The organism is Kitasatospora sp. NPDC001159 (assembly GCF_053598235.1).
This window is the reverse complement of the sequence record NZ_JBSFJV010000033.1, coordinates 1-13288: the sequence shown is the minus strand read 5'-3', so window position 1 is coordinate 13288 and position 13288 is coordinate 1. Positions and strand designations below refer to the sequence as shown.

Here is a 13288-nt window from a genome sequence, read left to right as displayed (position 1 = left end):
TGTCTTGTCAGTCGATCAGGACGCCGGGGTTGAGGATGTGGCGGGGGTCGAGGGCGTGCTTGGCGGCGCGCAGGGCCAGGGCGAAGGGCTCGGGGCGTTGGCGGTCGTAGGCGGGGCGGTGGTCGCGGCCGACGGCATGGTGGTGGGTGATGGTGGCGTGGTGGCGGTGCAGCACGTCGTTGGCGGCGGCTTTGATGTCGTCCCAGATCGCGACCTCGTCGCCGGGGCGCCCGGCCACGGCGACGGTGAAGTAGGGGGCGGCGCCGTCGGGGTAGACGTGGGTGAGACGGCAGTTGACGGTGGCGGGGTGGCCGGTGGCCTTCAGAGCGGCGGCGGCGACTTCGGTGCGGACGGCGTCGATCAGGGCGGGGATCATGTCCCAGGTGGCGGCGGTCTCGAAGGTCTCGACGACGGCGCCCATCCGGGCCAGTCCGTCGCGCAGGTAGGGCATCCGCAGGAACGCCGAGCGCCAGGCGCTGACGGCCGAGTCGGCGGGGGCGTCGCGGTCCGCCGCAGGCGGTTCGGCGTGGCCGCCGTACGCGCGGGCGAGGTCCAGGGCTGCGGCGAGGCGGTCACCGACCGGGGCGGTGGCCGATTCGAAGCCGAGCACCAGGACGCTGGAGCCGTCGGGCGAGGCGCTGGCCAGCAGTGCCTCGCCGGGGTCGAGTAGGCGGCAGTTGGCCGGGGCGAGGTCGGACTGGGCGATGGCGCGCACAGCGTCCAGTGCGCGCCGGAAGTCGGCGAAGGCCACCGACACGGAGGCGCGGTGGCCGGGGCGCTCCTGCAGGCGCACCCAGGCCTCGGTGATGACGCCGAGTGAGCCCTCGGAGCCGAGGAAGAGCCGGTCGGGCGAGGGCCCGGCGCCGGAGGCGGGCAGCCGCCAGGACGTGCCCGCCCCGGCGGGGGTGATCACGCGCAGGGACTGGACGAAGTCGTCGATGTGGGTGCGGCCGGTGGCGTAGTGGCCGCCGGCGCGGGTGGCGAGCCAGCCACCGAGGGTGGAGAACTCGAAGCTCTGCGGGAAGTGGCGCAGCGTCAGGCCGTGGGGCCGCAACTGGGCCTCCAGCACAGGGCCGAGGGCCCCGGCCTGGATCAGGGCCGAGCGGCCGGTGGTGTCGATCTCCAGTACTCGGTCCATCGAGGTCAGGTCGAGCGAGAGCACGGCGCGGTGGGCGTCGCCGCGGTACTCCACGCCGCCGACCACCGAGGAGCCGCCGCCGAAGGGGATGACGGCCACGTCGTGCTCGCCGGCCCAGTCCAGCAGGTCGGCCACGTCCTGGTCCCCGGTCGGGTGGGCGACGAGGTCGGGGATCCGGCCGGGCCGGCCGCGCAGGGCGCGGATCACGTCGCGGTAGGCCTTGCCCATGGCGTGGGCGGCCCGGGCCTGCGGGTCGGTGGTGACCAGGTGCGCCAGGGCGGGCGGGGGAGTGGCGGCGGGGCGGCAGATCGGCAGGTCGGCGACGCGGGGCACCGGCAGCGGGCGGGCCAGGGTGCCCGGCAACAGGGCGCCCAGCGCGGCGCATTCGGCGTCGTCGGGGTGGACGTCGGCGTAGCCCCAGCCCCACCAGGAGCGGGTACGGGGGACGGACATGGCGGCAGGCATGGGGGTGCTCCCGGATGGGATCGAATTAACTTACCCAACGGTAAATTACCTTAGGGTAAGATATGGCTCCATGACAATGCTCTCCTCCCGAGCCGGCACCAAGGGCGTGCCGAGGGCCGACCGCGAACGACAGGTCCTGGCCGCGGCCACCGAGGAGTTCGGCCGCCGCGGCTTCGAGGCCACCACCGTGGCCGCCATCGCCACCCGCGTCGGCGTCACCAAACCGCTGCTGCACCAGTACTTCGGCAGCAAGCAGGACCTCTACCTCGCCTGTCTCAACCCGGTCGGCGACCGGCTGCTGGACGCCATCCGCAGCGCCATGGCCGAACACGGCACCGGCGCACCGCCCACGCCCCTGCGCGTGCTGCACGCCCTCTTCGACGCCCTCGACGGCCAGCGCGAGGCCTGGTTCGTCCTCTACGACCCCTCGCTGCCGCCCGGCAGCGACGCCGCCCACCGCGCCGCGTACTACCGCGACGCCATCGACGACCTCGCCGCCACCGGCACCGCCGAACTCCTCCACGCAGCCGGATCCGGCGACCCCCTCGACGCCGACGCCCTCAAGTACGCATGGCGCGGCCTGTGCACCGCCCTCATCCGCTGGTGGATCAACCACCCCGGCCAGACACCCGAAGCCATGACCCGGCGCTGTGCTCGGCTCGCCGCGGCCAGCCACGCCATCCTCGCCGCCGACAACGACCACACGTGATCTGGACCGGCACTTCCTGGTCGTGAGGCAACTACGCGGAGCCCCGGTCAGCTCTCGACGGTCTCGTCCTACTCCTCGTCTGCCCCGGCCGCGGCGCGCAGGGGCCGAAGCACCCCGTCGGCCGGGGTGGAGCCGCGGAAGCCGTAGCGGCCCAAGGCCTTCAGGTTGGCGTGCTGGAGCGGGGAGAGCCGGGCCACTTCCTCGTCCAGGACGTCGCGCTCGCGCTGCTCGGCGGGCAGGGCCCGCAGGGTGGCCACGGCGGCGTCCAGGTAGCAGGTGGTCCACAGCACCGTGGCCTTCAGCACCAGGCCGAGCGCGCCGAGCTGGTCCTCCTACCCCGTCCGGCCGGTGGACACCGGTCAGCCGATCTTGTTGGCGTCATGGTGGGCGTGCGCCTCCTGTGCCGTGGCATGGGTGAAGGGGTCGAGGACGGTGACGGCGAAGCGCCGCAGACGCAGGTAGCGTTCGCCGGTTTCGGCGAGGTTCCAGTGGTGGCGGGTGCGTGCGATCACGGGCTGGCCCGCGCGGGTGATGCCTTCCCAGGCGAAGTCGACCGAGAGGTCGAGAGTGTTGTCCCCTGCGAGGGTGCTGGTGAGGTCGGCGAGGTGGTGGGTGCTGATGGCGACCAGGCCGGCGTTTTCTGCGTACCAGGCGGCGACCTGGTCGAAGGTGTGCAGGACGCGACCGTCGGAGAGGGTCATGGTGAGGTCGGTGTGCAGGAGTTCACGCAGAGGCTCGGCGTCGGGGGCGGGCAGCTCCAGGAGCGAGAGCCAGTAGTGGACGAAGGCGAGCACCCGGTTCTCGGTGTACGCCTCGGTGAACGGCGCCTCCTGGTGGCTGAGGACCCGCTGGCCCAGGGCCCTGATCCGGGGCAGGCGCTCGGTGGGGTCCTGAAGGAGTTCGAGGTCGTAGCGCATGAGTGCGGCGCCGTTCATGGCCGGGCCGACGGTCTCGAAGTCGTGGGTGACCACCGCCTGCGCGGTCCGTGCGCCGGTGTGCTCGATGGCGAGGCTGCGCAGGTGGTGGGCGTTCCTCTGGTTGGGGTCGGCGCCGCCGACGCTGTCCAGGTAGGCCTGGCGGCCCTGGACACTGGGCATGCCGCTCTCGGGCGGGCGGTGCATGGTGAAGTCTTCGGTGACGAGTTCACCCTGGCGGTCGAGGTCCATGTACGGGGCCTCGTAGCCGCTGTACCAGCGGTGCATCACGGTGCGGACCCGGTGCTCGTAGGAGCCGGCGAGCAGAGCGGCGCGTAGGCGGTCGAGGTCGGCGGCGGTGTTCTCTGACAAGGTCGGTTCTCGCTTCTGGGGCGGGGCGGACGGGGCGGCTGGAGGTCAGCGGATCCAGGAGCCGGTGAGGGCGAGGACGGCGGAGCCGTCGAGGTCGGCGATCTTGGTGGCGCTGAACTGACGGGCCGCGTCGGAGGTCTGCACGCGGAAGACCGGCCGGTCCACGGTGAGGGCCTCGATGATCGCGGCGGCGGCCTGCTCGGGAGTCTGCGCGTTGTCGAATGCCTTCCGGGTGCGCTCGATGTAGGCGTGCAGGGCGGGGGCGTACGGTCCGGCCTGCTCCAGCAGGGTGCCGCGGCCGCCCACGTTGCTGACGAACTCGCTCGCCACCGCGCCCGGCTCGACCACGCTGACGGCCACGCCGACCGTCGCCGCGACCGGGGCGAGCGACTCCATGAAGCCCTCGACCGCGAACTTGGCGGCGCAGTACGCCTCGTTGAACGGCTGGCCGACCACGCCGCCGACACTCGACACGGTCACCACGCGGCCCTTGCTCGCGCGCAGCAGGGGCAGGGCGGCCTTGGTGACGTGCAGGACGCCGAAGAAGTTGACCTCCATGACGGCGCGCACGTCCTCGACGCTCTCCTGCTCCAGCGTGCCGACGTGGCCGGCGCCGGCGTTGTTGACCAGCGCGTCCAGCCGGTCGAGGCCGGCCAGGCACGCCGAGACGGAGGCCGGGTCGGTCACATCCAGCGTGCGGACCTCCACGCTCACCCCGGCCTCCTGCGCCGCCGCCAGCAGCGCGCCCGCCTTGGCGGTGTCGCGCATCGTGGCGACGACGTGCCAGCCGCTCTGCGCGGCGGCGACGGCGGTGGCCAGGCCGATGCCGGAGGAGGTGCCGGTGATCAGGACCGTCTTGGTGTTCATCGTTCAGTCATCCTTTACTTATGAGCCATAACTACCATTGCCCATAACTATGGGATGCGATATTTCACTTTGTCAAGCATGCCGGTAGACTGGATCCCATGCCCAAGTCACCGGATGAGCTGGCCAGGGAGGTCATCGGACTCTTCGCGGCCATCAATCGCCGCTACGCACAGGAGTCCGAGTCCGCCGCCAACGCCCACGAGCTCACCCCGCTCCAGGTCAAGGCCCTGCTCGCCGCCGAGGATCCGGTCCCGATGCGTCGCATCGCCGACCACCTGCGCGCGGAACCCTCCAACGTCACCGCCATCATCGACCGCCTGGAGTCCCGCGGCCTGGTCGAGCGCCACCCCGACCCGGGCGACCGGCGCGTCAAGCTCGTCGCCGCCACCGCGGCCGGCCGTACCGTCGCCGCCGACCTCCGCACCCGCATGCCCTTCGCCGGCGCCCCACTGGCCCGGCTCACCACTGAGCAGCGCGAGTCTCTGCGCGAACTGCTGCAACTGGTCCTTGAGACCTGACGGCGGCACCGGCCGACGGGCCAGTCCGGCCCTTGCCCGTTGCGTCCAGCCGGCTGGACGCGCGCCATGCGGTGAGCGGGCAGTACCGTGTCGGGCCCGATCTGTGGGTTTCGCTGCGCTCCCGTGCGGTGCCACTACTCTCCGTTCGTCGCATCAGACGCGAAACTCGCGTCTGATGCGACGGACGGAGCGTTTCCGCAGATCAGTCGCCCGACGGAGTGCAACGTGAGAGCGATACGTCGCCGGCGCGGCAGCGCCAGCCCCAGCCATTTGCGGGCGCCTGGATCATGGTGCGTCAGTGTCGCCTGGTGCGGCGTCGGCTGACGGCCAGTGTGCCCGCACCGATAACGAGCAGAGCCGCGCCGCCCGCGGCGGTGGCGATCACCTGCCCGTCGTTGCTGCCGGTTTGGGCCAGGCCCGGCGCGGGCTGGTCCGTGGTCAGCTTGGCCGAAGGCGAGCCGACCTGAGTGGCCACGTCCGTGGAACCCCCCGGGGCTGGGGCCGACCCGCCCGACGTGCCCGGAACGGTGGGGGAGGCCGAGGCGCTGGCCGAGGGCTTGCCCGGAAGGGGCGGGGTGCTGATGGCCGGGCGGGTCGGGGCAGGCGAGGTGGCGGGGTGGGTCGGGGTGGGCGACTGGCAGGCCGTGCCGCCGTTCCATCCGGTGATCAGGTGGTCCGGGAGAACGGTGTCCGGGTAGTGCGGCAGCGGATTGCTGTGGCCGTCGAACTTCCGGTCACCGGGGTACAGGTCGATCTGGCCGAAGCACTTCGGCAGGTAGGCGCTGATGTCCAGAGTCGCCCGGGGGTTCTCACGGCTGAGCGTCACGGTGGTCGATCCGAGGAAGGCCTGCGTGCCCGAGGACGCGAAGGTCGGGCCTTCGGTGCTGTAGGAGCAAGCGAGACCTTGTAGTCGCAGCCGGTGAAGGGCTCGCCGGCGAGGCGGACCTGGATGGTGCCGTGCGGGGCGGGCATCCGGTCGTCGTTGACCCAGTGCGCACCGCCGTCGACCGAGTACTGGACGGTGGGGGCGCCGCAGTCGCGACCGACGGCGTGTGCGGCGCTGGCGAAGAGCGGGCCGCTCACGGCTATGCCGAGGCCGGCCAGGACCGGAAGGGTCCGGTGCAGGGGGTGATTCACTGGATAGCTCCTTGTAAGAGGTGTTCGCCCCGTCAGTTGGGTTGGCGCGGCAAGTCCGCTCCAACGCCCCGGGAGACCCCTCGGGAGGATCCCGACAATGGAAAGCGGACTGCGCATATGTCGGCGGGTCCTTGGGTCTTCCGGTTGGCAGCGATGGGGGCGGGCGAGCGTGCCGCCGGCAACTTGGGGTCCTGTTGGGGACGGAAATCCGGTGTAATTTCACACTTTTTGACCGCCGGTGACCTGGTTCGCCAAGGTGCCTGGGCGAGCGATGACCCAGCAACTGTTTCCTGAAGGCGGGCGTGGCGCAGTTCTGCGCCGGCCTGGATGATCTGACGCCCGCGATCCAGCCGTGGCAGACCTGCGGCCGGGTGGGCCGCGACCCAATGCGGCCCGCGCCTGCCCGGCGAGGTTCAGATGGGGCGAGGGTCAGTTGGTGCCCGCGAGGTGGGCGAGGAACAGCGGACCTCCACGCTCACCCCGGCCGCCTCCGCTGCTGCCGACAGCACGCCCGCCTTGACGGCGTCGCGCATCGCGGCCGCGACAGCGGTGGCCGACCCGATATCGGAGGAGGCGCCAGCGATCAGGGCGGTCTTGGTGCTCATCGTTGAAGGCCCTTTACCTATGAACCATAACTACTATAGTTGATAACTATGGAGTGGGATATTTCACCTTGTCAGCGCATCGGTGGGACTGGGCCCCCGCCCAAGCCCCCGGATGGACCGGCCAGAGAGGTCATCAGCCTCTTCCCAGCCAGCGCCCGCCGCTGCACAGGAGAGTCCGGGCCGATGCCACCGTCCACGAGCTGACACCGCTCCAGGCAAAGATGCTGCTCGCCACCGAGGGCCCGATCCTGACGCGCCGCAGGCTTGTTGACGAATTGCCGGCATGACTGGGTGTCGGAGTCGAGTGCGTGCGGTCCGAGTGGCACCCCCTTGACGGGTGGGGGCCGTTGCAGCCACTATCCATCCTCGGCGGGTGGCGGTTCTACACGACATCACTGCAGGTCAGCCGGGCATTGACGGGCCGGGTGCGACCAAGCCCCGCGGGCCCTGCATTCGGGACCGTCTGCAGGCGGGCCCGGCGTCCGCGCCGGGCCGGGCCGGGGCCATATGTCGGGGCCACGAGCTCCCAATCTCCCCGCTACGGCGCCGCGGCGTTCTCGCTCGCCCCCCATCGGCCGCGTGGCCCAAGAAGTGCACGGAGGACAGCAAGTGCCAGACCCAGCCACCACCATGCCCACGGATGCCGAAATCGCGGGGCGCATCCGTGGTGGACCACGGCAGGGCGGGCCGGCGGCCCAGGAGATCGCCGGCCGCTACCGGGCGGCAGTGCTGGCCTACGCGGCCTTGTGCTGCCGGGACGGCCGCGCCGCGGAGGAACTCGCGGACGAGGCCCTCACCCGGACCCTGGACGCGGTCCGCGCCGGCGCCGGCCCGACCGGCGCTTGGCACCCGTACCTGCTGGCTGCGGTACGGCGCACCGCGGCCAGCTGGGCCGACACCGGGCGGCAGGCATCCCTCTCCCCCGACTTCGCCTCCTGGCTTGAGAGCCTGCCCCGCACCGACCCGGCGCAGCCCTCGGCCCAGGCGGCGGCCGTCGCCGCGGAAGAAGCCTCACTCCTTCTACGCGCCTTCCGAAGCCTGCCGCAATCCTCACAGGCAGACCTGTGGCAATATCTCGGGGCACCCGCCGGAACGCAGGCCCCGGCCACGCCGGCTTCGACGCCGCACCCACGCCCTGACTTGACGGCACGTCATGGGCTTTATGAGGCCTACCTGCAGGTATACGTCTCCCAGACCCCCAATCGCTCCTGCCGCCACCTGGTGGCCGGACTGGGCGACATCGTCCGCAGCACCGCCTCCGGCCGGACGGACGACCTCGACCTCCACCTGTCCGGATGCGACAGCTGCGAGCGCGCGCGCACCGAACTCATCGCCATCCACACCTGGCAACGCGCCACCCTGGCCCCGGCGCTGTTGCTGTGGCCAGTGCATCCATCGGCGCACCCGTCCGCCGATGCGCCGACCGCGTTGGTGCGGTCCCCGACCGCGACCGCAGCGAGCGCGTCCGCACGCCGGCCCGACGGTACCCGCCGTCACCCCGCGTCGCCCCGCGGAAGGGTAAAAGTGGTTCTGGCAACGGGCGCGGCCTCCGTGGTCCTGGCGATCGTGGCCGTCGCCGGAACGCAGCAGTCGCCCTCCGACGCGACCGCCGCCCTGTCGGCCCCGCCATCGACGGCAACCCCCACCACCCCCGACCCGCCGACCGTACCCATTCAATCCCCCACCCCCTCGGCCACGCCCACCACGCCCTCCACCCCCACCCCGACCGCCACCCCGACCCCGGTCACCACCCCGACAGCACCCCCCGTTCCACCGGCATCAACGATCGCAAGCCCCACCTCGGCGACACCGACCACAAGCCCCGCCTCCGTCACACCGGCGCCGGCCACCCGATCCGCCTCGCCGCTGCCTGGCGCCGCCCCCGCCGCGATCGTCGGTGACGGCCGCTACCACTCCATCAGCGCGGTTGGCACCGGCGGCCAGGTGCTCGAGGTCAACGGCACCTGCAGCTCCCCGCTGACCTCCGTGGCCGACATCAACACCTGGTGGACCGACCACACCTCCGAGCAGTGGACCTTCACCACCAACCCCGACGGGACCGTCCGCATCAGCGACAACTGCGACACCCCCACCCACGTCCACACCGTGCTCTCCGCCGGCAACTCGGCCGGAAACAGCGCCTACCTGCTCAACTACTCGCCCGGCAACCCCTGGCAGGAATGGCGCGTCATGCAGAACACCACCACCGGCGCACTGACCATCACCAACGTCGCCACCGGCCTGGCCCTCGACACCACCGCCACCAACGCCGGATCCACCGCCGTCACCAACACCGCCAACGGCGCCACCCCCGGGCAGTCCTGGACCCTGCTCTCCTGACCCAGCGGCCGGCGGCGCAGCAGCAGCCGGCCACGCCGGATGATCCCAACCTCGGCCACGGCCCCACAACGGCTGGCGTTTCCGGCCCAGTCGCAGGATCCCTCCGGGCGAGCCGGCCTCATGGTGGACGATGTCGAACTCCACGTCGTGGAGCGGGCTGGTGGCGTCGTCGTCACCGGCGAGCTGTACCCAGCCGCCGGTCGGTTGGCTGCGGGCGGGCCCGGTCGGCCTGGAGTGTGCACAGCGACACTGACCGCCCCGCAGGGTTTGCGCCCTGATCGCGGAGGCCACTGCGCCCTCCAGCACTCCCACCCGAAGCCGCGTCCGGGTCGGCCTCAACATCCGGATATCCGATCGACAGTGAAACACAATCAGACATTATCGAACACAGTCACACGCGACCCCTGTTGGTCTGTGAAATGTGCCATTACAGTGTCGTCGGCGACGACAGCACCCTGGTCGATACAAGGCTCTCGCCTCGGGCTCGATCGGTCCGTGCGTAGCCGGGTCTTGTCCCAGTGAGTTCCCGCAAGGGCTCAGGGCGCCAGTGGGCTGTCGGCGCACCGGAAGTGGGGCACTTGCGCGTGACGTCTTGTTGGATTTCGCCCTCTTGAAGTCGATACCGCGTCGCCGACTCGTCCGGCAGTGGCGTCACCCCCGCGCCCCTGCCACGGCACGCGCCGTGCGTTCTTCCGCTCCCCCACCCATCCCCCATGCGCCCCAGCGGAGTTGCCTCCATGCGCGTATCACGAAGAATCACCAGCCTTTCGAACGTCCTGCTGACGCTGGCCCTGGCCGCCCCGGGGCTCGCCGTCGTCGGGGCCGCCACCCTCGCGACAGCCACGCCGGCCGCCGCACTCGACAACGGGACCGCCCTCACCCCGCCGATGGGCTGGAACTCCTGGAACTCACTGGGTACCGGCGTCACCGAGCAACAGGTCAAGCAGACCATCGACTTCATGTCCGCCAACGGCCTGGTGGCGGCCGGCTACGACACCGTCACCATCGACGACGGCTGGTCACTCTCGCACCGCAGCGACCAGAGCGCCGACCTGGTCAAGAACTCCTACGGCGCGATGCAGCTGTACGACAACGACAACCATCCGGTCTGGGGCACGGACGGCACGGGCAACGACCCCACGTCGGGCCACCTGGTGCCGAACGCCGGCTACCCGTCCCAGACGGTCAACGGTCAGTCGGTGAACGGCATCCAGTACCTGGCCCGGTACGCGCACAGCAAGGGCATGAAGTTCGGCATCTACAGCACGGACACATACACCACCTGCCAGGGTCACCCCGGCAGCCTGGGGCACGAGACCACCGACGCGGGCGACTTCGTCGCCTGGGGCGTCGACTACGTCAAGTACGACGACTGCCCCTACGGTCCGCAGATCACCGGCCCCGACGGCCACAACTACTACACCCAGGGCGAGGGCAAGGAACTCACCCAGTCCATGTACGCCCGAGTGCAGACCTTCCAGAAGGCCCTCGACGCCGCCTCCGCCGCTCAGGGCCGTCCGAAGGTCACCCTCAGCGTCTCCGCGCAGCCCGTACACACCGGCGTCCCCTATCTGCTGAACGCCAACGACCCGGCCCGCACCGACCCGGTCATCCTCGCCGCCGGCACCCCGCAGTACAGCTCGCCGGGCTACGCGCCCACGGGCGTCTGGTGCGGGCAGGTCGCCAACCTGTGCCGGATCGGCGGCGACCGCGACAGCGAGATCAACGGCGTGCTCTACAACGGGCAGCTGCAGACCGCGCTGCAGTACCCGGGCAACGTCCGCCCCGGCAGCTGGAACGACATGGACATGATGTTCACCGGCTGGAACGACCCCTACGGCGTGTACGGCACCACCGACAACAACATCAGCTCCAAGTCGTTCACCGACGACGAGTCCCGCACCGAGATGTCGATCCTCTCGATGATGGCCGCCCCGCTGATCTCCGGCGCCGACCTGCGCAACGTCGCCGACACCCAGCACAGCTACAACGGCGTCAACTGGACCACCGGCATCAACAGCAACAGCCTGGCGATCTACAAGAACGCCGATGTCATCAGGATCGACCAGGACACGCTGGCCAAGCCCGCCACCCTGGTCGGCAGCGCCCCCAACTCGCAGACCGCGCCCGTGGTGCTCAAGCGCCAGCTCGCGGGTGGCGACACCGCCGTCCTGCTCGTCAACCAGGACCCGACCAACTGGCAGACCGTCTCCACCAGCCTCAGCGCCCTCGGCCTGGGCGGTCCCGGCTACTCCTCCAAGGAGCTGTGGACCGGCACCACCGGCAACATCACCGGCAACCTGAGCTCCTGGCTGGCCCCGCACGCCGTCGCCATGTACCGCCTCACCCCGCTGCCGGCCACCATCCCGGCCGCGGTCGTCGGCGACGGCCGCTACCACTCCATCAGCGCGGGTGGCACCGGCGGCCAGGTCCTCGAGGTCTCCGGCACCTGCAGCTCCCAGCTGGGCTCCTCGGCCGACATCAACACCTGGTGGACCGACCACACCTCCGAGCAGTGGACCTTCACCACCAACCCCGACGGCACGGTGCGCATCAGCGACAACTGCTACACCCCCACCCACCAGCACACCGTGCTCGCCGCCGGCACCCAGCCCGGCAACAGCGCCTACCTGCTCAACTACTCGCCCGGCAACCCCTGGCAGGAATGGCGGGTCATGCAGAACACCACCACCGGCGCACTGACCATCACCAACGTCGCCACCGGCCTGGCTCTCGACACCTCCGGCACCACCGCCGGCTCCACCGCCGTCACCAACACCGCCAACGGCGCCACCCCCGGCCAGTCCTGGACCCTGCTCTCCTGACCCCGGAACCAGTAACGCGGCGGTCGCCGGCTCCCGGCACGCCGAACCTTGGCCGCGGCCCCGCAACGGGCCGCGGCCAAGGCTGCTTCCGGCGAGACGCGAACTCACCCGCGGGACCCCGCCCGGCCCAATGCCCCTGCCGCGTCCTGCCACCCGCCTGCGGTGAAAGAAGGGCCACGAAGCGCGCCCGGGGCCCGGTGTGACAACGACCACCCGGCGCTACCGGGACTCCTGCGAGTCATCGGACCGCGGTCTGGAACCGCTCCTCCGACTCGATGCGATCGTGAGAAACGCCGAACACCTCCAGCGGCCCCGCCCGCGCGCCGCCCTGAAGACGTGGGCGCCGCTCGCCGATCGGCTCGACCGGCGAGGCCCCAGGACCTGATCCGTGACATGCCCGGGACACAGCCAGGGTCCTCGGCGGTGGCGGCGAGCCCGCTCGATGGTGATCAACCATTGCCCGGGAAGGTTCGTTCGATGGCCCACCTTCACAGCCATCCGACGTACCCGAGCAGCGTGGTACCCGTGCACGACGAAAGTCCGCGGCGACGATGAGTGACGGCAGGGCCCGTCTATGTTCTGCAATTCAACCCTGAGATCTCATCGTCGAGCCGCGGCTCGACGACGCCCGGCCTGCTCCGCTCGGCTCGCCGGCACCGTGTCCGGGCGCCAGCTATCGCTCTGGGCGTTGTCACGTTGTTGCGTGCGAGAGTGCCTGAGGGTGTGTCGGGGTGTGGTGGAGCCGGGTTGCAGCTGTGTGTTCAGGCCGCGGTGGGCGGGCCGGCGGCTCCGGTGACCTGCTCCCAGATCGCGAAGCGGACGGTCATCTCGGCTCGGTAGCCGGTGGCGGCCATCAGGTGCCGACGGGGTCGGAAGTGGGGTGAGATGCCGCTGAACGCGGACAGGAAGCGTTGGGCCGCGCCGGCGGAGCGGAAGCCCTTCATGGCGCGTTCGCGTTGCCTGGTGGGCTGGTGGCTGTTCTCGGCCCGGTTGTTCAAACCCTTGTGGGAGCGGTGCTCCACGGACGCCATGACCTCGCGGTGGGCGGCTCCATTGGGCGGAGCTTGTCCGTGACGATCACCCTCGGCACCGCGCGGGTCCGCTTGAGGACGCGGCGCAAGAAGCGCCTGGCCGCGGCCTTGTCCCGCCGCCCCTGCACGAGGATGTCCAGCACGTTGCCGTCCTGGTCAACGGCCCGCCACAGGTACTTCCGCCGGCCGTTGACCTTGATGAAGACCTCGTCCAGATGCCACTTGTCCCCGGTCCGGGGCTGCCTGCGGCGCAGCGCATCGGCGTAGCTCTGCCCGAACTGCAGGCACCACCGCCGGACCGTCTCGTAGGAGACGACGACACCGCGCTGGAGCATCAGTTCCTCCACCTCGCGGAACGACAGCGGGA

The 13288-nt window shown here is 70.9% G+C and carries 10 protein-coding genes and 2 pseudogenes; 4 read left to right on the top strand and 8 right to left on the bottom strand.

Features of this window, described 5'->3' with window-relative positions; translation table 11 throughout:
- Nucleotides 1–7 precede the first annotated feature (7 nt).
- Nucleotides 8–1603 (bottom strand): FAD-binding oxidoreductase, encoded by a 1596-nt coding sequence (locus tag ACWC9T_RS18890; protein ID WP_449822170.1) that lies wholly within the window; start codon nucleotides 1601–1603, stop codon nucleotides 8–10.
- Between the two features lie 70 nt (nucleotides 1604–1673).
- On the opposite strand from ACWC9T_RS18890, the gene ACWC9T_RS18885 reads away from it, so the two are divergent.
- A complete protein-coding gene (locus ACWC9T_RS18885; RefSeq protein WP_449822169.1) occupies nucleotides 1674–2312 on the top strand; it encodes a TetR/AcrR family transcriptional regulator in 639 nt (212 codons plus the stop codon).
- 68 nt (nucleotides 2313–2380) lie between these two features.
- Here the strand turns inward: ACWC9T_RS18885 and ACWC9T_RS18880 are convergent.
- The 3 genes and pseudogenes from ACWC9T_RS18880 to ACWC9T_RS18870 form a co-directional block, all read right to left on the bottom strand.
- Nucleotides 2381–2644 (bottom strand): annotated as a pseudogene (locus ACWC9T_RS18880) (Tn3 family transposase); the annotation flags it as partial.
- A gap of 27 nt (nucleotides 2645–2671) precedes the next feature.
- Nucleotides 2672–3598: a hypothetical protein gene (locus tag ACWC9T_RS18875; RefSeq protein ID WP_449822168.1), complete on the bottom strand. Its 927-nt coding sequence runs from the start codon at nucleotides 3596–3598 to the stop codon at nucleotides 2672–2674.
- Nucleotides 3599–3643: 45 nt separating this feature from the next.
- Nucleotides 3644–4465, bottom strand: a complete 822-nt coding sequence (locus ACWC9T_RS18870; protein ID WP_449822167.1) for an SDR family NAD(P)-dependent oxidoreductase — start codon at nucleotides 4463–4465, stop codon at nucleotides 3644–3646.
- Nucleotides 4466–4563: 98 nt separating this feature from the next.
- On the opposite strand from ACWC9T_RS18870, the gene ACWC9T_RS18865 reads away from it, so the two are divergent.
- Nucleotides 4564–4983 carry a MarR family winged helix-turn-helix transcriptional regulator gene (locus ACWC9T_RS18865; RefSeq protein WP_359970315.1) on the top strand — a complete coding sequence of 140 codons (420 nt, stop codon included), beginning with the start codon at nucleotides 4564–4566 and terminating at the stop codon, nucleotides 4981–4983.
- 295 nt (nucleotides 4984–5278) lie between these two features.
- On the opposite strand, the gene ACWC9T_RS18860 is transcribed toward ACWC9T_RS18865, so the two are convergent.
- The 3 genes from ACWC9T_RS18860 to ACWC9T_RS18850 form a co-directional block, all read right to left on the bottom strand.
- A complete protein-coding gene (locus ACWC9T_RS18860; protein ID WP_449822166.1) occupies nucleotides 5279–5809 on the bottom strand; it encodes an LPXTG cell wall anchor domain-containing protein in 531 nt (176 codons plus the stop codon).
- Nucleotides 5806–6120 (bottom strand): hypothetical protein, encoded by a 315-nt coding sequence (locus ACWC9T_RS18855; protein WP_449822165.1) that lies wholly within the window; start codon nucleotides 6118–6120, stop codon nucleotides 5806–5808. Before ACWC9T_RS18855 ends, ACWC9T_RS18860 begins: the two co-directional genes overlap by 4 nt.
- A 413-nt stretch (nucleotides 6121–6533) precedes the next feature.
- Nucleotides 6534–6725 (bottom strand): hypothetical protein, encoded by a 192-nt coding sequence (locus ACWC9T_RS18850; RefSeq protein ID WP_449822164.1) that lies wholly within the window; start codon nucleotides 6723–6725, stop codon nucleotides 6534–6536.
- A 609-nt stretch (nucleotides 6726–7334) separates the two neighbouring features.
- Here ACWC9T_RS18850 and ACWC9T_RS18845 point away from each other — a divergent pair.
- Complete coding sequence (locus tag ACWC9T_RS18845) at nucleotides 7335–9065, top strand: hypothetical protein (RefSeq protein ID WP_449822163.1); 1731 nt, start codon at nucleotides 7335–7337, stop codon at nucleotides 9063–9065.
- Nucleotides 9066–9802: 737 nt separating this feature from the next.
- Nucleotides 9803–11890 (top strand): alpha-galactosidase, encoded by a 2088-nt coding sequence (locus ACWC9T_RS18840; protein ID WP_449822162.1) that lies wholly within the window; start codon nucleotides 9803–9805, stop codon nucleotides 11888–11890.
- A 761-nt stretch (nucleotides 11891–12651) separates the two neighbouring features.
- Here ACWC9T_RS18840 and ACWC9T_RS18835 read toward each other — a convergent pair.
- Nucleotides 12652–13288: pseudogene (locus ACWC9T_RS18835) on the bottom strand (IS6 family transposase); the annotation flags it as partial.

Bases quoted from the DNA above. Each gene is read 5' to 3' on its own strand.
- ACWC9T_RS18865 (WP_359970315.1), top strand. From the start codon at position 4,564: ATGCCCAAGTCACCGGATGAGCTGGCCAGGGAGGTCATCGGACTCTTC.
- ACWC9T_RS18840 (WP_449822162.1), top strand. From the start codon at position 9,803: ATGCGCGTATCACGAAGAATCACCAGCCTTTCGAACGTCCTGCTGACG.
- ACWC9T_RS18890 (WP_449822170.1), bottom strand. From the start codon at position 1,603: ATGCCTGCCGCCATGTCCGTCCCCCGTACCCGCTCCTGGTGGGGCTGG.
- ACWC9T_RS18870 (WP_449822167.1), bottom strand. From the start codon at position 4,465: ATGAACACCAAGACGGTCCTGATCACCGGCACCTCCTCCGGCATCGGC.
- ACWC9T_RS18885 (WP_449822169.1), top strand. From the start codon at position 1,674: ATGACAATGCTCTCCTCCCGAGCCGGCACCAAGGGCGTGCCGAGGGCC.
- ACWC9T_RS18850 (WP_449822164.1), bottom strand. From the start codon at position 6,725: ATGAGCACCAAGACCGCCCTGATCGCTGGCGCCTCCTCCGATATCGGG.